At 63.0% G+C, this 24,040-nt stretch carries 20 protein-coding genes; 15 read left to right on the plus strand and 5 right to left on the minus strand.

Annotated elements, in window-relative coordinates; all coding sequences use genetic code 11:
- Nucleotides 1–63: 63 nt before the first annotated feature.
- Both O9Z70_RS05760 and O9Z70_RS05765 read right to left on the minus strand, forming a co-directional pair.
- On the minus strand, nucleotides 64–1,185 hold the full coding sequence (locus O9Z70_RS05760) for a glycosyltransferase family 4 protein (protein WP_286021522.1): 1,122 nt from the start codon (nucleotides 1,183–1,185) through the stop codon (nucleotides 64–66).
- 3 nt (nucleotides 1,186–1,188) lie between these two features.
- On the minus strand, nucleotides 1,189–1,740 hold the full coding sequence (locus tag O9Z70_RS05765; protein WP_286021523.1) for a polysaccharide biosynthesis/export family protein: 552 nt from the start codon (nucleotides 1,738–1,740) through the stop codon (nucleotides 1,189–1,191).
- 152 nt (nucleotides 1,741–1,892) lie between these two features.
- On the opposite strand from O9Z70_RS05765, the gene O9Z70_RS05770 reads away from it, so the two are divergent.
- The gene (locus O9Z70_RS05770; protein WP_286021524.1) at nucleotides 1,893–4,184 is read left to right on the plus strand and encodes a GumC family protein; all 2,292 of its coding nucleotides are present in this window, start codon (nucleotides 1,893–1,895) and stop codon (nucleotides 4,182–4,184) included.
- A complete protein-coding gene (locus O9Z70_RS05775) occupies nucleotides 4,184–5,224 on the plus strand; it encodes a polysaccharide deacetylase family protein (RefSeq protein WP_286021525.1) in 1,041 nt (346 codons plus the stop codon). Before O9Z70_RS05770 ends, O9Z70_RS05775 begins: the two co-directional genes overlap by 1 nt.
- A gap of 27 nt (nucleotides 5,225–5,251) precedes the next feature.
- Here O9Z70_RS05775 and O9Z70_RS05780 read toward each other — a convergent pair whose 3' ends face one another.
- On the minus strand, nucleotides 5,252–5,461 hold the full coding sequence (locus O9Z70_RS05780; RefSeq protein WP_286021526.1) for a DUF2842 domain-containing protein: 210 nt from the start codon (nucleotides 5,459–5,461) through the stop codon (nucleotides 5,252–5,254).
- Between the two features lie 79 nt (nucleotides 5,462–5,540).
- Here O9Z70_RS05780 and O9Z70_RS05785 point away from each other — a divergent pair, with 79 nt between their 5' ends.
- From O9Z70_RS05785 to lon, 11 genes are all read left to right on the plus strand, one after another.
- On the plus strand, nucleotides 5,541–6,602 hold the full coding sequence (locus O9Z70_RS05785; protein ID WP_286021527.1) for a COX15/CtaA family protein: 1,062 nt from the start codon (nucleotides 5,541–5,543) through the stop codon (nucleotides 6,600–6,602).
- Nucleotides 6,603–6,771: 169 nt separating this feature from the next.
- Nucleotides 6,772–7,236, plus strand: a complete 465-nt coding sequence (gene rplM / locus O9Z70_RS05790) for a 50S ribosomal protein L13 (RefSeq protein ID WP_286021962.1) — start codon at nucleotides 6,772–6,774, stop codon at nucleotides 7,234–7,236.
- A gap of 1 nt (nucleotide 7,237) precedes the next feature.
- A complete protein-coding gene (rpsI, locus tag O9Z70_RS05795) occupies nucleotides 7,238–7,720 on the plus strand; it encodes a 30S ribosomal protein S9 (protein WP_286021528.1) in 483 nt (160 codons plus the stop codon).
- Between the two features lie 242 nt (nucleotides 7,721–7,962).
- Nucleotides 7,963–8,250: a GIY-YIG nuclease family protein gene (locus tag O9Z70_RS05800; protein ID WP_286021529.1), complete on the plus strand. Its 288-nt coding sequence runs from the start codon at nucleotides 7,963–7,965 to the stop codon at nucleotides 8,248–8,250.
- Between the two features lie 149 nt (nucleotides 8,251–8,399).
- Nucleotides 8,400–9,038 carry an SdpI family protein gene (locus O9Z70_RS05805; RefSeq protein ID WP_286021530.1) on the plus strand — a complete coding sequence of 213 codons (639 nt, stop codon included), beginning with the start codon at nucleotides 8,400–8,402 and terminating at the stop codon, nucleotides 9,036–9,038.
- Between the two features lie 167 nt (nucleotides 9,039–9,205).
- Nucleotides 9,206–10,573: a dicarboxylate/amino acid:cation symporter gene (locus O9Z70_RS05810; RefSeq protein WP_502870164.1), complete on the plus strand. Its 1,368-nt coding sequence runs from the start codon at nucleotides 9,206–9,208 to the stop codon at nucleotides 10,571–10,573.
- 145 nt (nucleotides 10,574–10,718) lie between these two features.
- Nucleotides 10,719–10,946 (plus strand): hypothetical protein, encoded by a 228-nt coding sequence (locus O9Z70_RS05815; protein ID WP_286021531.1) that lies wholly within the window; start codon nucleotides 10,719–10,721, stop codon nucleotides 10,944–10,946.
- Nucleotides 10,947–11,199: 253 nt separating this feature from the next.
- Entirely contained in the window at nucleotides 11,200–11,829 is a 630-nt protein-coding gene (locus O9Z70_RS05820; RefSeq protein ID WP_286021532.1) for an ATP-dependent Clp protease proteolytic subunit, read from the plus strand.
- A 173-nt stretch (nucleotides 11,830–12,002) separates the two neighbouring features.
- Nucleotides 12,003–13,280, plus strand: coding sequence for an ATP-dependent Clp protease ATP-binding subunit ClpX (gene clpX, locus O9Z70_RS05825; RefSeq protein ID WP_286021533.1), 1,278 nt, complete (start codon nucleotides 12,003–12,005; stop codon nucleotides 13,278–13,280).
- A 111-nt stretch (nucleotides 13,281–13,391) separates the two neighbouring features.
- A complete protein-coding gene (locus O9Z70_RS05830; protein WP_286021534.1) occupies nucleotides 13,392–14,537 on the plus strand; it encodes a helix-turn-helix transcriptional regulator in 1,146 nt (381 codons plus the stop codon).
- Between the two features lie 253 nt (nucleotides 14,538–14,790).
- The gene (gene lon, locus O9Z70_RS05835) at nucleotides 14,791–17,217 is read left to right on the plus strand and encodes an endopeptidase La (protein WP_286021535.1); all 2,427 of its coding nucleotides are present in this window, start codon (nucleotides 14,791–14,793) and stop codon (nucleotides 17,215–17,217) included.
- 98 nt (nucleotides 17,218–17,315) lie between these two features.
- Here the strand turns inward: lon and O9Z70_RS05840 are convergent, their stop codons facing one another.
- Both O9Z70_RS05840 and O9Z70_RS05845 read right to left on the minus strand, forming a co-directional pair.
- A complete protein-coding gene (locus O9Z70_RS05840) occupies nucleotides 17,316–19,361 on the minus strand; it encodes an NAD-dependent epimerase/dehydratase family protein (protein WP_286021536.1) in 2,046 nt (681 codons plus the stop codon).
- Nucleotides 19,362–19,430: 69 nt separating this feature from the next.
- Nucleotides 19,431–20,720 (minus strand): glycosyltransferase, encoded by a 1,290-nt coding sequence (locus O9Z70_RS05845; RefSeq protein WP_286021537.1) that lies wholly within the window; start codon nucleotides 20,718–20,720, stop codon nucleotides 19,431–19,433.
- Nucleotides 20,721–21,164: 444 nt separating this feature from the next.
- Between O9Z70_RS05845 and O9Z70_RS05850 the strand changes: the two genes are divergently transcribed.
- A complete protein-coding gene (locus tag O9Z70_RS05850; RefSeq protein ID WP_286021538.1) occupies nucleotides 21,165–22,382 on the plus strand; it encodes an LL-diaminopimelate aminotransferase in 1,218 nt (405 codons plus the stop codon).
- 311 nt (nucleotides 22,383–22,693) lie between these two features.
- Entirely contained in the window at nucleotides 22,694–24,034 is a 1,341-nt protein-coding gene (locus O9Z70_RS05855; protein ID WP_286021964.1) for a homoserine dehydrogenase, read from the plus strand.
- Nucleotides 24,035–24,040 lie beyond the last annotated feature (6 nt).

Here is a 24,040-nt window from a genome sequence, read left to right on the forward strand (position 1 = left end):
CGAGAATACCGGCATTAGTCTTGACCCGGCATTCTCGTGCAGAGGCGTTTAAACTCGATGAAGTCAGGCACCGGTTTTTTCCAGACCCGCCCGATAGGTCTCCTCGATGGCGTCGGTCATGCGCCGCACGGAAAACCGGGCTTCGATATGGGCCAGCAATTGCAGCATCGCGGCTTCGGACTGCGCCGGGCTATCGATGAATTCTTGCATGGCCTTCGCCAGCGCCGCTGAATCGCCGGCTGGCACCAGGCTCGCCGCCATCGGCCCGAATATTTCGGGAATGCCGCCCACGCGGGTGGCGATCAAAGGCAATCGCGCCGCCGCCGCCTCCAGCACCACATAGGGCAGGGACTCCGCCAGTGACGGCACGATGACGCAGCGGCCCAGGGTGAAAACCCGCCGCGCCGGTTGAGAGCCGACCAGCCGCACCCGGTCGGCCAGCCCCAATTCGGCGATCCTGGCTTCCAGCGCCATCCGCTCCGGCCCATCGCCGGCCATGACCAGCTTGGCGCCCGGAACCGTTGCCAGCGCCTCAACCAGCGGGAAAATCCCCTTGAGCGTTCGCAATTCGCCGACAAACACGAAATCGGCGGCATCGGCTGCCGCCGGCACCGGTTCGAATTCCTCGGGCCGCAGACCGTTATGGATGATTTCCGCCGGACAGGTCGGGGCTCCGATCAGCGCCGTATAGGTTTTTTCCGCATAGGCGCTTTCGAAGATGATGGCCGAAGTCCTGGCCATCAACAGGCGCTCGATCTGGTGGAACAGCCGGCCGGACCGCGAATCGGCCGCATAGTGCAGGACACCGCCATGCGGGGTATAGACGGCTTTCGCGCGGGTTCGGCCGTAAAGAGCCAGCCGGGCATAGAACCCGCCCTTGGCGCCGTGGCCGTGGATGATATCGACCTCGAGGCGTCGCGCCAGCCGCGTGACGGCGAATGGCGTGGTCAGGTCGCCCTTGCCGAACAGGCGGGGCATCGGCAGGCGATGAATGCCGAGCCTTGCATGGGCGTCGAGCCCCCGCAGCAATTCTTCGGTCTGCGCATCATTGGCCAGGATGTCGACAACGATGCCGATGTCATGGCCGCGTGCCGCCAATTCGCGCGTCAGATCGGCGACATGGCGGAACAATCCGCCCACCGGCGCCCGCAATATTTGCAGGATTTTGAGCGGAGGCCCCGACAAGGCCTAGAACCAGCGTTCGGAAACGACAACCGTATCGCCCGGATAGATCGGGAAATCGAGCTCGACGTTTCCTTTGACCATCTGGTTGTCCTGCTGGCGGTAAACCACGGCGCGATTGCGGTCCGCCGTCTCGGTGAAGCCGCCCGCCGTGCTGATCGCGGCGCGCACGCTCATGCCGGGAACATAGGGGAATTGCCCGGCAGTCTTGATCTCGCCCTGGATATAGAAGGGACGGTATTGTTCGATCTCGACCGCAACGTCGGGATTGCGCATATAGCCATTGGCCAGCGCCCGGGCGAGACGCTTGCCGGCATCCTGGGTGGTGCTGCCGCGCACGGCCACCGCGCCGACCAGCGGAAAGGCGATCGCTCCCTCATCGCCGACGCGATAGCTCTTGCTCAGCTCCGCATCGCCATAGACGGTCACCCGCACCACATCGCCCGTATCGAGCTGATAGGGCCCATTGGTTTCCACCAGATAGGTGGCGCTTCTATTGGTGGCGCAGCCGCCAAGCGTCAATGTCAGGGCCAGGATTAGAATGGATAGCCAGCGCATAAGAATCCCATGCGTTCGAGTTGGCTCCAATCTGTCCGCCTATGGTTAAGATTGTCCTTATGACGCCGGGATATAGGCGCGGAATGCGACGCGAATTAACCGAATTTTGACCACGCATGGCGTTAGCTGGAAATGAACTTCGAGGTATTGCCATGTCTTACGAGCTCCCGGCGTCCGAGGACGCCAAGATTGATGTTGCTGCCTTGCTGGCGGCCATCATCCGCCGGCTGCCGCGCATTTTGCTGGTGACGCTCGCTCTGTTGGTGGCCGGTTTTGTCGTGCTCATGTTCCAGCCGCGCCTGTATGAATCCGGGGCGGCGATTCTGGTGGAATCGCGGGCCAGCGCCTATTTGCGCCCGGCCAACGATCAGCCGCCGAGCTATAACGGCAATACGCCCGGCGTCGTCTCCAGCCAGATCGAACTGCTCAAGTCGCGCGACACCTTGCTCAACGTCATCGATCAGCTCGATCTGCGCTCCGTCCCGGAATTCAACGGGGGAGCGGCCGGCTTCTCGCCGCTGGGCATGATCACCCAATTGATCGGCCGGCGCGCCGCCACGCCGAACAGCGTCGACGAAACCGTGATCACATCGCTTCATGATCGCCTCACCGTGGTTCAGGAAAAAGATTCGGCCATCATCTCGGTGCTGGTGCGCTCGACCGACCCGCAGCTTGCCGCCGACATCGCCAACGCCCTGGCCAATGCCCATGTGGCGCGGCGGGCCAATTTGTCCATTTCCGACACCGCCGAGGCGTCGGGCTGGTTGCTGGACGAGATCAACCGTCTGCGCGTTTCGGTGGAGCAGGCCGAATCCGCCGTCGCCGACTTCAAGGTCGCCAATGATCTTTTTATCGGCCAGAACAATACCAGCCTGCTGGACCAGCAATTGTCCACAATCGCCGCCCAGGTCGCCACCGCGCAGGAGCGCAAGAACGCGGCGCTGTCGCGCGCCTCGCTCATCCGCGGCCTGATCGATCGCGGCCAGCCCATCGAAGCCGTGACCGATGTGCGCAATTCACTGGCGATCCAGCAATTGAGCCAGGAAAAGGCGCGCCTTCAGGGCGAAATGGCGCAGCGCTCCGCCACGCTGCTCGCCAGCCATCCGGCCATCCGCGCCCTCAATGCGCAGATTTCCGAACTGGACAATCAGATTCGCCAGGAAGGCCGCCGCGTCGCTTCCGCCCTGGAAGCCGAAGCGCAGATTGAAGCGGATCTGGAAGCCTCGCTCCAGGCCGAACTCGACCGCGCCAAGGTCAGCGCCTCCACGGCCACCAGGGACAACGTCACTCTCGACGGCCTCCAGCGTGAGGCCAAGGCGCAGCGCGATCTCCTCGAAGCCTATCTGCTGCGCTATAACGAAGCCTCCTCCCGCGTCGATGCGACCTCCGCCCTGCCGGACGTGCGCGTCGTCTCGGTAGCCGCGCCGTCCGTCACCCCGGCCTCGCCGAAGACCTCGCTGGTCATGGTCGCGATCGGCATCATGTCGGTCGCCGTTCAGGTCGGCATCGTGGCTTTCGGCGAATTGATGTCGGGACGCGCTCTGGTGCCGATAATGCGTGCGCCCATCGTTCGGCAGGACGAATTGGAAACTGCCCCCTTCGATGAGGCCGAGCTCCAGCCCGATCAGCGCTGGCAGGAGCCGGATACGGCGCCGGACGCCTTTGCCGACCCCGCCTTGGCATCGGCGGAGGAGCCTGTCCTCGTCCTGCCGGAAGAGCCGCTCCAGGCCGAACGGGCGGACATCGCGCCGGCAGAGCCGCCCCCCTCCGCCGAGGCGGCAAACGCCTTCATTCACACCCTGATGGTGGCACCAGCCGGTTCCGGAGAAAATGACAGCGAAATGGCCGAAACGCCGGACGTGGCAGACGAGCCCATCTCGCCCCGCGGTCCGCTTGCCCGCCTTTTGCCTTATACCGATCTGGTGTCCGACCTTGTGCTCGGCCGAACCCATCTGCTGCTGCTGGCCGATCATGGAGACAATCAGCCCAGCCGCCAGATGGCCGAGGAACTGGTGGCCGACGCGCTGTCCAAGGGCCTGAGCGTCGCGCTGATCGACGCCGGGTCAGGGCTTCGCACCGGCAATCCGGGCATCACCGAACTCAGCACCGGCGAGGCCGGCTTTGGCGACGTGGTGCAGAAGTCCGCCGACAACAGCTTCGCCGAAGTGACCTGGGGGCAGGGCGATTCTATCGCCCGCAACTCCAACCGCCCACAGATTCTGACCGAGGCGTTGAGCGATATCTATGAAGTCGTGGTGGTGATGACCGGCCGCGCCGATCGCAAGTCCATGCTCGGTGCCTTCTCCGAACTGGGTGGCCGCATCGTCCTGGTCACCGGTGAAAAAGACGATGTCGAAAGCGCCGAAGCCACGCGCAGGCGTTTGGAAGAAGCCGGTCTGCCCCGCGTCGAGCTTGCTGCCCTGGCCGAGCCGGTCGCCGCCTGATGGGGCTCAAATACGCCGCCATTCGCACTGCCTTCGAACTGCTTTGGCTGTCGCGGATGCCGGCATTGTTCAACCTGCTGTCGCGCTCGCGCGGCGTGATCTTCACGCTGCATCGCGTCCTGCCGGACGAACCCGCCGATTTTTCTCCCAATGCCATTTTGCAGGTGCAGCCGGATTTCCTCGATTTTTGTCTCGAGCGCCTCCGCGATCTCGGCCTGGACATCGTCAGCATGGACGAAGCGCTGGAACGTCTCGCCGCGCCGAAACGGGGCCGCCGCTTCGTCGTCCTCACCTTCGACGACGCCTATCGGGACAATCTCCGCCATGCTCTGCCTATCCTGCAGCGGCACGAAGCGCCTTTCACCCTCTATGTGCCCACCGCTTTCGTGGATGGCGTCGGCCAGCTTTGGTGGCAGGCGATAGAGGACATTATCGCCCGGCAGGACGCTCTGGCCTTCACCGAGAACGGTGACACCGAATATGTCGACACCCGAACCATTGCCGAGAAGAACGACGCCTTCAACCGTCTCTATTGGCGCCTGCGCAAATTGCCGGAGCCGGAGCGGCTGGCGCTCCTGGCCGAGTTCACCGGCAATTACGGCTATGACCTGGACCGGCAATGCCGCGATCTCATCATGGATTGGCAGGAATTGCGGCTCTTTGCCGGCGATCCGCTCTGCACTATCGGCGCCCACACCGTGAACCATTACGAATTGGCCAAGCTTCCGGCTGAGCAGGCCCACAACGAGATGATCCAGTCGGTGGAGGTCATCGAGGCCCAGTTCGGCATCCGCCCCGCCCATTTTTCCTATCCGCTGGGCGGCCCGCTATCCTGTGGCCGGCGCGAATTCGACCTGGCGAGAAACGCCGGCTTTCGCACCGCCGTCACCACCCGCCCCGGGGGCCTGTATCCCCACCACTTGCAACGCCTGACGGAATTGCCGCGGGTGTCGCTCAATGGCCATTTCCAGCAGCGGCGCTATGTGGAGGTATTCGCCAGCGGCGGCCTGTTCACCCAATTGGGTCGGGCGATGGGATGAGGCTGTCACGCCCTGGGCGGCGCCGGTCTATTGCGGCTCCGGCTTCGCCATCCAGGCGATGATCGCCATGGCGGGCAAGAGCCAGCCCATGCCCGCCACGATGAAAAACCCGATCAGGACCAGTCCCGGCAGCCCCTCGGGCAGGGCGAGATAGATCCAGGTCGCCAGCACCGACCAGAGGATGATCGAACCGACGAGCAGGAAGGCGCCGATCAATTTACGATTACGCTGGGTCATGTGCGGCATCTGGACTGTTGCGGGATAGGTGCGGTGGGCTTACCACTCCCCCAGCCCTACTGATACTGGAATTAGCATTGTGACCTCTCTGCAAGATGCCGCACCCGGCCAAGTCAGCTTTGCCAGCGACCGTCTGCGGCCGGTTCGCATCTGGCTTTATGGCCTTGCGGCCTTCGTGCTGCTCATCGTCGTGGTTGGCGGCATTACGCGCCTGACCGAATCCGGCCTCTCCATCACCTCCTGGAAGCCCATCTCGGGAACCATCCCGCCGCTCAACGAGGCGGAATGGCTGGAGGAGTTCGAAGCCTATAAGCAGATTCCGCAATATACCTATGTCCATTCCTGGATGGATCTGGACGATTTCAAATTCATCTTCTTCTGGGAATGGTTCCACCGCCTGCTGGCGCGCGCGCTCGGTCTCGTCTTCCTCGTGCCCTTCGCCATTTTCTTGTTCCAGAAGCGGCTGTCGCGTGATCTGGCCTGGCCGCTCGCCGGGCTGTTCGTCCTCGGCGGCTTTCAGGGCGCGCTCGGCTGGTGGATGGTGACCTCCGGCCTGACCGAACTCACCTCCGTCTCCCAATACCGCCTCGCCGCTCACCTGACCGCCGCCTCATTGCTGTTCGTCGCGCTCCTTTACGTGGCGCGTTCGCTGACGCCGGGCCGCGTTCTCGGTCATGTCGCCCCCTTCCATGCCGTCACCGCCGTGTTGCTGGTATTGATGGTCATGTTTCAGATCGCGGCAGGGGCCTTCGTCGCCGGTCTCGATGCCGGCATGGGCTACCAGACCTGGCCGCTCATGGACGGCGCCATTATCCCCAAGGGCCTGTTCGTCATGGACCCCGCCTGGCGCAATCTGTTCGAGAACGCGCTGACCGTGCAATTCATCCATCGTGGCCTGGCTTACCTGATCGTCGCCTATATTGGCTGGCTGATCTGGCGGCGTCATAAGGATGGCGGCTTTGCCGGCGTGCATGGCTGGCTGCCGCGCATAGGGCTGGTGGTGCTGCTGCAAGTTGCCCTGGGCATCGCCACACTGCTCGCCAGCGTGCCGATTTCCTTGGCCGTCGGGCACCAGGCCCTCGCCTTCATGTTGGCGGGCTTGGCCGCCTGCTATGTCGCTGACCTCCGGCGGGTCCGGTAGGCATATCGATATCGCACTGCATAAGCGGTATTATAATACCGCTTATGCAAGCCTTTGAAATTGAATGCTTTTTCAAAGCCTCTTGACGGTGGGTCGATTCCCCCATACACCCGCCCCCGAACTGGCCGGTCCTTGCATGGGCCGGCTGCCTGAATCTAGGGAATTCGATATGAGCACGTACTCGGCAAAACCGAGCGACATCGAAAAGCAATGGGTCCTCATCGACGCCGAAGGGCTGGTCGTGGGCCGTCTTGCTTCGATCATCGCCTCGCGCCTGCGCGGCAAGCACAAGCCGACCTTCACCCCCCATATGGACATGGGTGACAACATCATCGTCATCAATGCCGACAAGGTGAGGCTGACCGGCCGCAAGCTGGATCAGCACCGCTTCTACTGGCACACCGGTTATCCCGGCGGCATCAAGGATCGCACCGCGCGCGAGCTGCTGGAAGGCCGCTTTCCGGGCCGTGTCCTCGAAAACGCCGTGCGTCGTATGATGCCGGGCGGTCCGCTGACCCGCACCCAGCTCAAGAACCTGCGTGTTTACGCTGGCGCCGAGCATCCTCATGAAGCGCAGAGCCCGGCAAAGCTCGACGTTGCTGCGATGAACTCCAAAAACGTGCGGGTGAAGTAACATGGCCGAAACCATCAATTCTCTCGAAGACCTCGGCACTTCCGCTGCGGCTCCCGCTGCCAACACCGCTCCGGTGCATGAGCAGAAGCTCGACAGCCTCGGCCGCGCCTATGCCACCGGCAAGCGCAAGAACGCCGTCGCCCGCGTCTGGATCAAGCCGGGCAAGGGTACGGTGACCGTCAACGGTCGCGAATTCGCCAAGTATTTCGCCCGTCCGGTTCTGCAGCTCATCGTCAAGCAGCCGATCGTCGCTACCGACCGCCTCGACCAATACGACGTCAACGTCACCGTTGCCGGTGGTGGTCTGTCCGGTCAGGCCGGCGCCGTCCGTCACGGCATTTCGAAGGCGCTGAACTACTTCGAGCCGGGCCTGCGCCCGATCCTCAAGAAGGGTGGCTTCCTGACCCGCGACAGCCGCGTCGTCGAGCGTAAGAAGTACGGCCGGGCCAAGGCTCGCCGCTCCTTCCAGTTCTCCAAGCGCTAAGCTTCGGAGCATATTGCGAATTTTCAAGGGGCCGGGAAACCGGCCCCTTTTACTTTGCCCTGGCCGCTATTCCCGACCGCGGCCACCGATCCGGCCGTCACCCCCTGACGCCGCCGTCACAGCCCCGGCGTCACCGCGCGCTCGGCCATCACCCTCGCAACCTCCCGTCGTCCGCCACCCTCACACCCCCCATCGTCACCCTCGCGCTTGACGCGAGGGCTCTTTAACTCAACCATCCAGCCATGGCGGGCTACACTTACATCCTCGCAAACCATCCGCGCGGCAAAATCTATGTCGGCGTAACCAACAACCTTGTTCGTAGAATTTGGGAGCACCGCGAAGGTGTCGCGGATGGCTATACAAACGGGCATGGAATCAAGCAATTGGTGCACTTTGAAGTGCACGAAACTGTCCCGCTCGCCATCCAGCGTGAGAAAAACCTCAAGCACTGGGTAAGGGCGTGGAAGGTTGCGCTGATCGAAGAGCACAATCCCGACTGGCGGGATCTGTGGGATGATATCGTGAGATAAGGGCCCTCGTGTCGAGCACGAGGGTGACGATTGATGGGTGATCTGACATCAAATGTCCGCCACCCTCACACCCCCCATTGCCACCGTCACATCCCCCATCGTCACCCTCGCGCTTGACGCGAGGGCTCTTGCGATCCCACAACCCGTCCATGCCCAGCCTCGTCACCCGCTTCCATCTCCTCCTGTTCGGCGTCACCCTCGCCATTGCCGGCGTCGCCCTGATCCACATCCCGGCAAGCTATTTCTTCCCCGCGCATTGGCGGGGCAGCGCTCCAGACTGGCTGTGGCCGCGCGACATCGCCCTGGCCGTCCCCCCGCTCATGCAACTGACCCTCATGGCCGCCTTCTTCCTGCTCGGCCGGGCTCTCACCAAAAACCATCTCGCCAAGACCCGTCACATCTTCGACCCGGCCCTGACTCTGCTGCTCTCGGTCATGGCCGCCTGCCAATTGGGCCTGTTGCTGCTCGGCATCGGCTCGGATTTCGACCTGTTCCGCATTACCGGTTTTGGCCTGGCCGCCATCTTGCTGATCCTGTCCGTCGTCCTGTTCGAGGCCGAGCGCCATTCCTATGGCGGTCTGCGCATGCCCTGGCCCATCGCGTCGGATCGGGCCTGGCGCCTCGTGCACAAGGGATCGGGCATTGCCTCCGGGCTCTGCGCTATCGCGCTGGCCTGGCTGGCCTGGACCGATCCCGGCCCCGGCATTCTTGCCATTGCGATCGGCGCGAGCCTCGCCGCCTTGCCCATGCTCGCGGCCCTGCTGACCCTGGCCACGCGCCGCCTTTGAGAAGCTATTTCGGCGGCTCGCATCGGCGCAGCAGAAAAATCTTCCACGCTGCAACGAAACGGAACGCTATGCGCTGCATTCGTTTTTTCCGGGGCGTATTGTCGAGGCAATTGTGAGGCGGCGCGCCAGGATTGGCGGCGGCCTCCTGTCACCGAAGGGTCATATCCATGCCAACCACCGTCCCGGCCGGCTCCGCATCGCCTGCGTCCAAGCCGATTTATCTCAATTTTGGCTTCCAGGTTCTGGCCGCCATGGTCATCGGCCTGCTGTTCGGCTTCATTGCCCGCAATATGGGTCCCGATGCCGCCGGCAACGCCAATTGGCTGACCGTCACCCTGTCGACGGTCGGCTCGTCTTTCGTGTCGCTGTTGCGGGCCCTGGTGCCGGTGCTGGTCTTCACCGCCATCGTCGCCTCCATCGCCAATCTTCGCGAACTGAACAACGCCGCCAAGCTCGTCTGGCAGACCCTGCTCTGGTTCGCCATCACCGCGCTGATCTCGGTGGCCATCGGCATTGCGCTCGGCCTCATCATCCAGCCCGGAGTGCATACGGCCGTCACCGAAGCCGCCGCCCGCGCCCCTGCCTCTACCGGCTCGTGGCTGGATTTCCTCAAGGGCCTGATCCCCGCCAATTTCATCGGCCTGCAGGCCTCGACCCGCCTTGCCGATAGCGGCGCCACCACCAGCCTCAACTTCAACGTCTTGCAGATCCTGATCGTCTCGATCGTCGTCGGCATCGCGGCTTTGCGCGTCGGCCCGGCAGCCGATCCGTTTCTGGCCTTCAACCGTTCCTTTCTCAAGATCATCCACAAGATCCTGTGGTGGGTCATTCGCCTGACCCCCATCGGCACGATCGGCCTGCTCGGCAATGCCGTTGCCGTCTATGGCTGGGATGCGCTGGCCCAGCTCGGCTGGTACGCCGCCGCCATTTATATCGGCCTGGTCCTCGTGCTTTTCGTGGTCTATCCGGTTTTGTTGCAGGCCAATGGGCTGAACCCCATCCGCTACTTCCAGAGCGCCTGGCCGGCGATCCAGCTCGGTTTCGTGTCGCGCTCGTCCATCGGCACCCTGCCGGTTACCGAACGCGTCACCGAAAGAAATCTCGGCGTGCCGCGTGAATATGCCTCTTTCGCCGTGCCGCTGGGGGCGACCACCAAAATGGATGGCTGCGCGGCCATTTATCCGGCGATCTCGGCCATCTTCGTGGCCCAGTTCTTCGGCATCAGCCTGGGCATCGAGCATTATCTGCTGATCGTCTTCGTCTCGGTCATCGGCTCGGCGGCCACTGCCGGCCTGACCGGCGCCACCGTCATGTTGACCCTGACGCTGTCGACGCTCGGCCTGCCGCTCGAAGGCGTCGGCCTGCTGCTGGCCATCGATCCGATCCTCGATATGGGCCGCACCGCGGTCAACGTCGCCGGTCAGGCGCTGGTCCCCACCATCGTCGCCAAGCGCCAGGGCATTCTCAACCAGGCGGCCTATGACCATGGCAAGTCCATCGAAGACCTCGATATCGATGCCGTTCCCGCCGAGTGAGGCGAACCGGCCGCGTCAACGCAAGGGGGAGGCTTCGGCCTCCCCTTTTTCCTTTCCACATCGCCCGGACCGCCCCATGATCCCGCCTTGCTCCCGACGAAAAAATCGCTAGGGAAGGGGGCAACAGTTTCGAGGAGCTTTTTTCGTGAGCGACATCACCGTTTCCCAGGCCATCGATGCCATCTATGCCTCGATCCAGAACGACAATGAGGACCTGGACCAGCATATCGCCGCCCTCAAGGAGGCGATGGCCCGCGAAGGCCTCAAGGAAGCGACCTTCGAGACGGCCAGGCTGGCCCAGCCCAATCGCCAGGGCCGCAAGCTCATGCAGGCCTATTTCAAGAAGAAGGGCGTCGTCGTCGGCTTCGCCTGATCGCTGCGGGGCCGGGCCCAATTCACCTTACTGTCATCAACAGGCGCCCGCGCTATTGAAGCTCGCCTCATTGCGGCCTATCTGTGCCTTTACCGCCCGTTAAGGGTGTATCGCCTGCAATCGGCCAGTCGCGCCGATTCGTTTTTCTAGACACGTTGCCTGTCATTGCGAGCGCGTTCGGGCAGGGGCGTCGTCCAACCAACCAAGCCCGCCTCCGGTCCGCGACCCGGGCGAGCGGGCCAAGGGGCAAACTATGCGGGATCCGCACGACCTTTACATGAATACGCTCGTTCCCATGGTGGTCGAGCAGTCGAACCGTGGCGAACGCGCCTTCGACATCTATTCGCGCCTGCTGCGCGAGCGCATCATTTTCGTCACCGGCGTGGTCGAGGACAACATGGCCTCGCTCATCGTGGCGCAATTGCTGTTCCTCGAATCGGAAAATCCGAAAAAGGAAATCGCGCTCTATATCAATTCACCCGGCGGCGTGGTGACCTCTGGTCTGTCCATCTACGACACCATGCAGTTCATCCGCCCGGCCGTCGCCACCATGGTGATGGGGCAGGCCGCGTCCATGGGTTCGCTCCTGCTGGCCGCCGGTGAGCCCGGCATGCGCACCTCGCTTCCCAATTCCCGCGTCATGGTTCACCAGCCCTCCGGCGGCTTCCAGGGCCAGGTGACCGACATTCTGATTCATGCCAAGGAAGTCGAGGGCTTGAAGCGCCGTCTTAATCAGATCTACGAGAAGCATACCGGCCGCACTTACGAGGAAATCGAGAATGCGCTGGAGCGTGACCGCTTCCTCTCGCCGGAGGAAGCCAAGGCGTTCGGCCTGATCGACACCGTTCTCGAAAAGCGTGCTGTCCCCGAGGCATCCGCCTGACCTTGATCTGCGTTAAGCACATTGCGGAAGCGCCGTGGACTGTGATCCATACGCAATTGCACCCAGCCGGAACGGCCTCTAAGGTCGTTTCGGCTTAGACTTTCTTTATGTCTTGAGCGTTACGGTTTTCGTTAGCGCTTGAATTTGGAGGCATTCGCCTCCGGGAGTGACTGATGTCCAAAGAGACGACCAACGGCGAAACGTCGAAGAACACGCTTTATTGCTCGTTCTGCGGCAAGTCGCAGCATGAGGTGCGCAAGCTCATTGCCGGGCCGACCGTGTTCATCTGCGATGAATGCGTCGAGCTATGCATGGACATCATCCGCGAAGAGAACAAGACCTCCATGGTCAAGTCCTCCGAGGGCGTGCCCACGCCGGCGGAAATCTGCAAGGTGCTGGACGATTACGTCATCGGCCAGGGCCGCGCCAAGCGCGTGCTCTCCGTGGCCGTCCACAACCACTACAAGCGCCTGCATCACGCCTCCAAGAACCAGGATATCGAACTCTCCAAGTCCAATATCCTGCTGATCGGCCCCACCGGCTCGGGCAAGACCCTCTTGGCCCAGACGCTGGCGCGCATCATCGATGTGCCCTTCACCATGGCCGACGCCACCACGCTGACCGAAGCCGGCTATGTGGGCGAGGATGTCGAGAACATCATCCTCAAACTGCTCCAGGCCGCCGATTACAATGTCGAGAAGGCCCAGCGCGGCATCGTCTATATCGACGAGGTCGACAAGATTTCCCGCAAGTCGGACAATCCCTCGATAACCCGCGATGTATCGGGCGAGGGTGTGCAGCAGGCTCTGCTCAAGATCATGGAGGGCACCGTCGCCTCCGTGCCGCCGCAGGGTGGCCGCAAGCATCCGCAGCAGGAATTCCTCCAGGTCGACACCACCAATATCCTGTTCATCTGCGGTGGCGCCTTTGCCGGGCTGGAACGCATCATTTCCGCTCGCGGCGAGGGGTCGGGCATCGGCTTCGCCGCCACAGTGAAGGACCCCAACGATCGCCGCATCGGCCAGGTCCTGGCCGAGGTCGAGCCCGAGGATTTGGTGAAATTCGGCCTCATCCCGGAATTCATCGGCCGTCTGCCGAATCTGGCGACGCTGGAAGACCTCGACGTGCCGGCGCTCATCGAAATTCTCACCGCGCCGAAAAACGCTCTGGTCCGTCAATATCAGCGCCTGTTCCAGATGGAAGAAGTCGAGCTGACCTTCCACGAGGACGCCCTCAAGGCCATCTCCGAGAAGGCCATCGAGCGCAAGACCGGCGCCCGCGGCCTCCGCTCCATCATGGAAGCCATCCTGCTCGACACCATGTACGACCTGCCGTCGCTCGAAGGGGTGGAGGAAGTGGTGATTTCGGAAGACGTGGTGCGCGGCAAGGACGTTCGCCCGCTTTACATCTATTCCGAGCGCAAAAAGGAAGAAGCTCCGGCCTCCGCCTGAGCCCCTGCGATGTCATTCGGAACGCCGGGCCTTGCGCCCGGCGTTTTTCTTTGTCTTTAGCCGGCTTGTCTGCAAGTGTTATGCGGAATGCCTATCCGGGAGAGATGAAGCGTGCCCAGCCTGACTGCGGAACAGCTTGCGGAAGTCACGTCGGTGCTGTTCGCCGCCGCGCTGGACCAGTCGCGCTGGCAGGAATTTCTCACGCGGCTGTCGACCCATACCGGTATGATCAGCACCCATCTCTACGGCTACGATCTGGCGACGGATCTGGCGCTGGAGCCGCTGCATCATGGCTACGATCCGGCTTTCATGAAGTCCTATGTCGATCATTACGGCAAGCTGAACGCCTGGGCGCCGGGCCTGGGTCGGGCGCCGATCGGCCAGCCGGTCACATCGGCCGAATGCATGCCGGAAGAGCAATTGTTCACCACCGAATTCTATAATGACTGGGTGCGGCCGCAAGGGGATGTGCGGACCGGCGCCGGCGTGGTTCTGGCGCGGGACAGTTCGCGGCTCTTCGTGCTTGGCGGCAATATGGCGCAGCGCCATGCCCATCGCGAACAGGAATGGGTGCGGACCCTTGGCCTGCTGGCGCCGCATATGTGCCTGGCGCTGGAAATCGGCCGTACGCTCTTCGATGCCGGCGCCCATACCGCCCTCGGTGCTCCATCGGCGCCGGGCCGGGGCGGCGCTGTCTTCGTCGTGACCAAGCGCCGCCAGGTCCGCTACGCCAACCGGGCCGCCCTGGCGCTCGCCGAAACCGGACAGGTGCTCGCTTATGACCATGCCGGCCGCATCGCCCTGGTCGATCCCGAGGCCGATGCGGCTTTGAGTCAAGCGCTGGCCAATATGAGCTGGGTGAAGGGGGCGCTATCGGGCAGCGCCCGGGCCCAGGACGATGAAGGCAATCTGCGCATCGTTCGGTTCGCGCGCATCGAAAGCGAGCGCCTGGGCTATATCCCCGTCGGCATCGATACCCGCTCCGGCGAGCCGCATCTGCTGGTATCGGTCAATCTGGACGAAACCCTTCCTGCCCTGCGCCGCATCCTGCGCGAGCGCTATGGCCTCACCGAGAGCGAAATCGCCGTCTCCATCCTGATCGGAGACGGATTGCGGGCCGACGAGATCGCACATCAGCGGGATGTTTCCGTCCATACGGTGCGCGACCAGATCAAGGCCGGGCTGCGCAAGACCGGCGTTGGCCGCCAGGCGGGGCTGGTCCGCCTGCTGAACGATCTGCGGCGCGAGAACGACTGAGCCGCCATGGGCCAATATCATCCGCGCGCTTTGCCGCATCCATTATGAAGCCAAGGCACATCACTGTTGCCGCTTTGCGGACATATCTCCTGTGCGTAGTATGGGTAACTGTCACAATTCCGCAAAGGTTGACTTGCGGCTCGGGTAGTCCACCCTATTTATTAACCTGAATCGCCCAGCTTTTTCGCTTGGGCAGTCGCAATACGGGCGCGCTACAAATTCCTCCTCCGGCGCGCCTCGGAAAGGAAATGTGATGTCGGAAGTTACTTCCACCGGCGAAACCAGCCGGGACCGGGTCTATCCGGTTCTCCCTCTGCGCGACATCGTCGTCTTCCCCGGCATGATTGTGCCGCTCTTCGTCGGCCGCGAAAAATCGGTCAAGGCGTTGGAAGAAGTCATGCGCGACGACAAGCACATTCTCGTCGTGACGCAGATGAATGCGCAGGATGATGATCCCGCGCCCGACCAGATCTATCCCACCGGCACTATCGCCACCGTTCTCCAGCTGCTCAAGCTGCCCGATGGCACCGTGAAGGTGCTGGTCGAGGGCCTGCACCGGGCCAATATCGACCGCTATCTCCAGACGGACGAATATTTCGAGGCCGAGGCCTCCGTGCTTCCCGAGCCCGAAGAAGACGCCACCGAGATCGAGGCTCTGGCTCGCGCGGCGCAATCCGAGTTCGAGAACTACGTCAAGCTCAACAAGAAGATATCCTCCGAAGTGGTCGCCGCTGTCGGCCAGATCGAGCAGGCGAGCAAGCTGGCCGATACCATTGCCAGCCACCTCGTCATCAAGATTCCGGAAAAGGAAGATCTGCTGCTGACCGTCTCGGTCATCGAGCGCCTGCAAAAGGTCATCGGCCTCATGGAAGGCGAGATCGGCGTGTTGCAGGTGGAGAAGCGCATCCGCTCCCGCGTCAAGCGGCAGATGGAAAAGACCCAGCGCGAATATTACCTCAACGAGCAGATGAAGGCGATCCAGCGCGAGCTGGGCGATGGCGAAGACGGGGCCAACGAGGTCACTGAGCTCGAAGAACGCATCGCCAAGACCAAGCTCTCCAAGGAAGCCCGCGCCAAGGCCGATGCCGAGATCAAAAAGCTCAAATCGATGAGCCCGATGTCGGCCGAAGCCACCGTTGTCCGGAACTATCTCGATACGCTTCTGGGCCTGCCCTGGGGCAAGAAGAGCAAGGTCAAGCGCGATCTGGCTCTGGCCGAGAAAGTGCTCGACGCCGATCATTACGGTCTCGAAAAGGTCAAGGAGCGCATTCTGGAATACCTGGCCGTGCAGGCCCGGACCGGCTCGCTCAAGGGCCCGATCCTGTGCCTTGTCGGCCCCCCCGGCGTCGGCAAGACCTCGCTGGGCAAGTCCATCGCCAAGGCGACGGGCCGCGAATTCGTCCGCATGGCCCTTGGCGGCGTGCGCGACGAAGCCGAGATCCGTGGCCACCGCCGCACCTATATCGGCTCCATGCCCGGCAAGATCATCCAGTCGCTCAAGAAGGTCGGCAAGTCCAATCCGCTCTTCCTGCTCGACGAGATCGACAAGATGGGCCAGGACTTCCGTGGCGATCCGTCCTCGGCCCTGCTTGAAGTGCTCGATCCGGAACAGAACAACACGTTCAACGACCACTATCTGGAGGTCGATTATGACCTTTCGGACGTGATGTTCGTCACCACCTCGAACACGCTCAACATTCCCGGCCCGCTGATGGACCGCATGGAGATCATCCGCCTTTCCGGTTACACCGAAGAGGAAAAGCACGCCATCGCCAAGCAGCACCTCATTCCCGAGGCTGCCAAGGAGAACGGGCTGGCCCATGGCGAGTTCAAGCTCTCCGACGAGATGCTGATGAAGGTCATTCGCGGCTATACCCGCGAGGCCGGCGTCCGCAATCTCAAGCGCGAGATTTCCAAGCTCATGCGCAAGGCGGTGACCGATATCGTCCGCACCAAGGTCAAGTCGATCGAGATCGACGAAGAGCGTCTGGCCAAATATCTCGGCCCCGCCATCTTCACCCATGGCGAGATCGAAGCCGAGTCGCAGGTCGGCCTGGTGACCGGTCTGGCCTGGACGTCGGTTGGCGGCGAATTGCTGACCATCGAAGGCGTGATGACGCCGGGCAAGGGCCGCATGTCGGTCACCGGCAACATCAAGGAAGTGATGAAGGAATCGCTGACCGCCGCGACCGCCTATGTGAGGTCCCGCAGCATCGATTTCGGCATCAAGCCGCCGCTCTTCGATAAACGCGACATCCACGTCCACCTGCCCGAGGGCGCCACGCCCAAGGATGGTCCCTCGGCCGGCATCGGCCTGGCCACGGCCATCGTCTCGGTGATGACCGGCATTCCGGTCCGCAACGATGTCGCCATGACCGGCGAGATCACGCTGCGGGGCAGGGTGCTCCCCATTGGCGGCCTCAAGGAAAAGCTGCTCGCCGCTTTGCGGGGCGGTATCAAGACCGTGCTGATCCCCGAGGAAAATGTCCGCGATCTTCAGGAGATTCCGGATATCGTCAAGGAAGGCATGGAGATCGTCCCGGTCTCCCGCATGGACCAGGTCATCGAGCGTGCTCTGGTGCGCAAGCCCGAGCCCATCGAATGGAACTTCGATGAGCAGCCGGCCGTCGCCGCCACGGTGGAAGCCGCCGACGACACCGCTGCCAGCATCACGCATTAGGCGGTTTTATCCCCGCAACGACAATGGCGACCTTCGGGCCGCCATTTTTGTTTTGACCGCGATAATGCGTCGTCAAATCCGGGCGAGCCGGCCGGCGGTCAGCGCGGTTCCCGCCTGGCGCTGGTTTCGATTTCGCCCGGCATCGTCCAGGCCAGTCCCGGGCTGCGCGGAATGAACAGGTGCTCGGTGCCGATCCATCGGGGCACATATTTGCCGCGATGCAGCCAGAAGGATTCGCCGCAGGCGGCGCGGGCCATCTCGATCAGGGCATGCATCTGCTCGATATTGCGCGATGTCATCTCCACCCAGACGAAGCCGCGGCCGGTGGACGGTTGCCGGGTAAACCGCACCCCCACGCCCTGTCCCGGCGTCAGGCTCATTTCCGGCAGCTTCTGGCGCAGCCGGCTGATGAAATCGGCGGCACAGGTATCGGGCACGCAGACCTCCATATTGCGCACCCGCCGCCGCGCGTCGCGGAACAGCTTGCCGACCAGATGCTTGGCCGGCACCCCCGTCCATGGCGCCAGCACCTGCTCGGACGAGCCGACGATGCGCAGCCTGCCGCGCAGCCGCAACGACAGCAGCAGCTTCTGCATCGCCGCCGGCGATCCGCGCATCGGCGCGAACGGCCCGCGATCCTTCGGATGGGTCCCCTCGAGCGGATTGACATTATAGACCATCAATTCCCTGCTGCGCGGATACCAGTGCACCGTGGTGCTGAGATTGGCGAGATAGCCGCCCTCCACATAGGATTCCAGCCGGCTGTCGGGATGCCATTCGATCACATTGGCGAGGCGGTGGTTCGGCCGGCACCGGAACGTCACCTCGGTGACGACGATGCCATTGCCTTCGCGCAGCCGGTCCCATTCGTGCTCGTCGCGCTGGCTGGCTTTTTCTTCCCCGTCGCGGTCCACATAGCGGATGGCGGTGATGAGGTCATAGACCGAAATGTAATCGGCGCTGCTGCCATGGACTTCGGCGAAGAAGCAGGCGCCGGCGGAAATGTCCACGAATTCGGGCAAGGTCGCCAAGGTCATGCCCAGCGGCGTCAGATGCTCCAGCATGGCGCGCAAGGTCGTTCCGGCCCGCACCGTCAACAGGTCGCCGTCCAGCCTGACAATGCCGGCATAATGCTCCATGACCAATTGGTGCGTGGTCAGCTTGTCGTTGAACCAGAGGAAATAGCCCCGCCCGATCGCGTGATAGGGCGTGCCGCTGCGCACCAGCTCGCGGATGTCGTCGAGAGAACGCGCCTCCACGATCCGCGCCGGCGGCTCGAAGAATTCGGCCAATTGCCGATTGGTGGCAATGCCGCTCAGCCGCCGCACCTTCTCCGAATCCACTCGCACATTATGGGCGAAGAACCAGAGCGTCGACGGAATGGCTCTGCCCGCTGCCCCGGTCAGCCAATTGGGCGCAAACAGCATCGGCCGGTGCGCCAGGCTGGCGGCATAGCGGAAATAATCGTCCGAGCTGACATCGAGATCGCCCAGATTGACCACATCATTAACCACGCCGCGTTCGATCAGCGCCAGCAATTGCTTGCTGAGATCCTCGACATGGATCAGGTTGATCGTCCGTCCCTTGAGCCCGAACGGCGCCATACGCATTGCTGCGACAATGCCGCTCGACCATTGCATATTGGGGCCCATCACCACGGTGGGCCGCACGATCAGATAGTCGATGCCCTTTTCGCGGCAGGCGGCGATGACCCGCTCCTCCTCCTGCAACTTGAGGCGGGTGTAATAGTCGAGACCGGGCCGATCCGCCAATTCGGCGTCTTCGCCCTGCACCGGATGCTGCACCGGATCGAGGGCGGCATAGACCACCTGCGAGCTGAAATAGACAAAGAGCCGGCATTGGTCGGGCCGGATCAACGACAGCAAGCGCTCGGTGACGTCGCGATTGGCGGCGATGAAGGCCTGGCCGCGCTTGCTGGTATTGAGCGCCGCATGCACCACCACTTCGGCGCCGTGCACGGCCTGCGCCAGGCCGTCCTCGTCCTCGAAACGCACCGCCTCGATGCCGCTGGGCAGATGCTGGGGCAGGGTGCGGTAGACCGCGCTGACCTCATGGCCGGCGCTGAAGGTCTTGAGCAATTGCCGGCCGATGCCGCCCCCCGCTCCAACCAGGCAAATTTTCACCGCTTTTATCCCCTTTGGTCTTTTCGGCGGCCAGCGGCGTTGTCGATGGCCGGGCGTGCCGGAGCCGGTTCAGGTGGTGACGGAAAAGCGGCGCGAGCCTGCCTTGGCCGCGTCGATGGTCGCCTCGATGAAACTGACCGCAGTGGCCAGGCCGTCTTCTTCCGAAAGAATTTCGCCGATGGACCGCGCATTGGTCTTCATCGCCTCGTTGGTGGTCAGCTCATGCAGCGCCCCGGCCAGTATTTCCGGCGTCAGGGTGCGCAGCCGCACCGGCGCCGGCCCGCAACCCAGCGCCCGCACCCGGCGGCCCCAATAGCGCTGGTCATAGGCCTGGGGCAGGGTGAAGGTCGGCTTGCCGGCCCGCAGGCCCGCCGCCGTCGTGCCGGCGCCGCCATGATGCACCACGGCGGCCACCATCGGGAACAGCTTGTCATGGGGCGCCTCGGACACGGCAAAGACCGTGTCGGGCAGGGCATCCGCATTGATGCCGCCCCAGCCCCGCGAAACGATGGCGCGGCCGCCCCATTGCTGGAGCGCCGATTTGAGCAATTGCGTGTTCCGCTCCGCGCCGAACGGCATCGACCCGAAGCCGATATAGACCGGCGGCGGCCCGGATTCGAGGAAATGCTGTAATTCGGGCGACGGCGTCCAGTCGCTGTTGTCGTCGAGGAACCAGAACCCGGTGACCACCGCCGTCTGCGGCCAGTCGCGCGGACGCGGCGAAACGATGGACGAGAAATTGTAGAGCGTCGGCAGATTGTTGCCCAGGCTGTCCTTGAAGATGCCGCCCCGCTTGCGCGGCCCCAGCCCCATCAGTTCCTTGCGCACCCGGTCGCGCGGCAGGTCGTAATAGCCCTGCTGGATATTCATGGCGATATAGCTGAGCTTGTTGAAGGTCGGGCCGAGGTCGGGAACCTCATAGGCGCAGACGGGGAATTCCCGCGTCGGGTTCAGCGGCTGCATCGCCGTCATGATGACCGGCACGTTCAGCGCCTCGGCGATGTCGATGCCGAAACTGGTATTGATGTTCACCACGATGACGTCGGCGCCTTGCGACATCGTCCAGGAATTGCGCGCCGCCCGTTCCACCAGCGCCTGGCCCTCCCGCAGCAATTGCGGGAAATGGTGCAGCTTCATCTGGCTGATCGCCGTATCGAAGCGCGATTCCTGCAACCAGTTCTGGATATTGGTGCCCAGATTGTGGAATTCGATTCCGTGTGCGGTAACCAGGTCCTCGAAATCCGAATTGGTGCCGAGCACCACGTCGTGGCCGTTCTTTTTCAGCTCGATGGCGAGCGCCAGATAGGGCCTGACATCACCGGCGGTACCTATAGTGGCGATCGCGACGCGTTTGCTCATGCACCTACCCGAAAATGATTCCCCGGCGTTCACAGCCGGCTTCCTACATGTAAGAGCCCATTGGCATTTACAAGGTTTGCCGAAGACCATATTAAGTCAGTGACCGCGCCCGAACGTGGTATCAGAAGACAATTCTCAAGGGCAAGAGACCAAGGACAAGAGACATGGCGTCTCCGTTCGCAATTGCAGGGTTTGGAGCATCGCTCGCCGGCAATCCGGTGGTCGCACCCATGGCGGCCGCAGCGGCAAACGCCAGATAGCTCTTCCCGATGGCCACGGCGTGGCCGGGAAGAGCCGAAAAAATCTGTCTCCGCCCGAAATGTCGGGCGCTTAACCCGTCTAAAACCATAATTCCGCGATAATTGAGCCTCTCTTAGTGAGGCGCGGCGCATTTGGGCGCGTCGCGGTCAGATCAGGTTCCGCTTCGGAACCGCCGAGGAAATCATGAGCGCAGACTTCCACCGCATCCGCCGTCTCCCCCCCTACGTGTTCGCCCATATCGATCCGATCAAGGCCAAGGCCCGCGCCGAAGGCGTCGACATCATCGACCTGGGCATGGGCAATCCCGACATGGCGACGCCGCCCCATATCGTCGAAAAGCTGCAGGAAACCGTCAAGGACGGGCGCACCCATCGTTATTCCACCTCGCGCGGCATTCCCGGCCTGCGCAAGGCCCAGGCCAGCTATTACGGCCGCCGCTTCGGCGTGAAGCTCAATCCCGATACCCAGGTCGTGGCCACGCTCGGCTCCAAGGAGGGCTTCGCCAACATGGCCTCGGCCATCACCGCCCCGGGCGACGTGGTGCTGGTGCCCAACCCGACCTATCCCATCCATTCCTTCGGCTTCATCATGTCCGGCGGCGTGGTGCGCTCCATGCCGGCCGATCCGAACGAGGATTTCATGCGCTCGCTCGACCGGGCGGTGCGCCATTCGATCCCCAAGCCGATCGCCCTGGTGCTGAACTATCCGGCCAATCCCACCGCCTATACCGCCGACCTCGATTTTTACACCGAGGTGGTCAAGTATTGTAAGGCCAACGATATCTTCATCCTTTCCGACTTGGCCTATTCGGAGATCTATTTCGACGACGCGCCGCCGCCTTCGGTGCTCCAGGTTCCGGGCGCCATCGACATCACCGTCGAATTCACCTCCATGTCCAAGACCTATTCCATGCCCGGCTGGCGCGTCGGTTTCGCCGTAGGCAATGAGCGGCTGATCGCCGCGTTGGCGCGGGTCAAATCCTATCTCGATTACGGCGCCTTCACCCCCATTCAGGTGGCGGCAGTTGCCGCCCTCAACGGCTCGGACGAGGTCATCGAGGAAGTCCGCAAGGTCTACAGGCATCGCCGCGACGTCATGGTGGAAAGCTTCGGCCGCGCCGGCTGGGACATTCCGGTGCCGAAGGCCACCATGTTCGCCTGGGCTCCCATTCCGGCCCAATATGCCCATCTCGGCTCGCTCGAATTCGCCAAGCTGCTGGTGCAGGAAACCGGCGTCGCCGTGGCCCCCGGTGTCGGCTTCGGCGAATATGGCGACCAATATATCCGCCTCGCCTTTGTCGAGAACGAACAGCGCATCCGCCAGGCCGCCCGCAATGTCAGGAAACTGCTGGGCGGCCGGATCGGGCAGGGCAATGTGGTGCCGCTGAGCGGCGCGGTCTGAGCGAACGGCTCGTCTTCCCGCTGAATGTTCACATATTGCAATCTCGTCCCCGCGAAAGCGGGGACGTGGACCGCCGTCGCCGGGTGTATGCCCCATAAACTCCTATTGACCTCTAGGCGATTTCCTATGCAGATGTCGCCACCATGAGCGACATTCAATCTTTCCGCCAAGCCGTCGAATCCTTCATTGCCGCAAGGGGTTGGACGCCCACCCGTTTCGGCCGCATCGTCGCCGGCGATCCGCTCTTCGTTTTCGACCTGCGCGATGGCCGCGAGCCCCGCACCGAAACGCGCGCTCGCATCCTCAAGGCCATGGCGGATTTGGGCGAGACCGGCCGCCAGGCGCCCTTGCGCATCGGCGTGGCCGGGCTGGGCAATGTCGGCGCCACTTTGGTGCGCATCCTGCAAAAGGATGGCGGCGAGCTGACGCGCAAACTGGGCCGTCAATTGGAGGTCGTCGCCGTTGCCGCGCGCTCGCGTTCGCGTGACCGTGGCATCGATATTTCCGGGCTCGAATGGTTCGACGATCCCGTCGCCCTGGCCAAGTGGGACGGCATCGACCTGTTCGTCGAACTGATCGGCGGCGAGGACGGTCCGGCCTTTGCCGCGGTCAAGGCCGCGCTTGAAATCGGCCGCCCGGTGGTCACCGCCAACAAGGCGTTGCTCGCCAAGCATGGCGTCGCCCTGGCGCGCATGGCCGAGGAATCCGGGGCCCAGCTGGGCTTCGAGGCTGCCGTGGCCGGCGGCATTCCCGTCATCAAGACCCTGCGCGAGGGCCTGGGCTCCGCCCGCATCGCCAAGGTCTTCGGCATCATGAACGGCACCTGCAATTACATCCTCACCCGCATGGGCAATGAAGGCATCTCCTTTGGCGATTGCCTCAAGGATGCGCAGGCGCTCGGCTATGCCGAGGCCGACCCCACTTTCGACGTCGAAGGCCACGACACCGCCCACAAGCTTGCCATTCTCGCCACCCTCTGCTTCGGCCACGAGATCGCCCCCGACCGCATGCGCGTCGAGGGCATTTCCGGCATTACCCAGCACGATATCCAGGTGGCGGCCGATCTCGGCTACAAGATCAAGCTGCTCGGCATCGCCGAACGCGTCGGCGACGGCGTCGAACAGCGGGTGCACCCCACTTTCGTGCCCAAGGGCAGCGCCATTGCCGGCGTCGATGGCGTCATGAACGCCGTCGCCCTCGAAACCGACCATGTGCACGAACTGCTGCTGGCCGGTCCCGGCGCCGGCGGCCCGCCCACCGCTTCCTCGGTGCTGTCCGACATTCTCGACATTGCCCGCGGCACCCGCGTGCCGCCGCTTGGCGTCCCCAGCGCCGAATTGCTGCCCTTTTCTGAAGCGCCGATGCGCCCCCATGAGGGCGGCTTCTATCTGCGCCTCAATGCCAGGGATGTACCCGGCGCGCTGGCGGCCATCACCACGCGCATGGGGGACAAGTCGATTTCCATCGATTCCGTCATCCAGCGCTCGGATCTGGGGGCCAAGACCATCGCGCCCGACGGTACGTCGAGCCGCACCGTGGTGATGATCACGCAACAGACTTTGGAATCCTCGGTGCGCGATGCGCTTGCGCAGATCGCCGCCGATGGGTTCATAATCGGCGAGCCGCAGCTGATCCGTATCGAAAAGCTCTGACCGCAA

Origin of the sequence: Devosia sp. YIM 151766, from assembly GCF_030285925.1 — a bacterium.
Classification (GTDB): Bacteria; Pseudomonadota; Alphaproteobacteria; order Rhizobiales; family Devosiaceae; genus Devosia.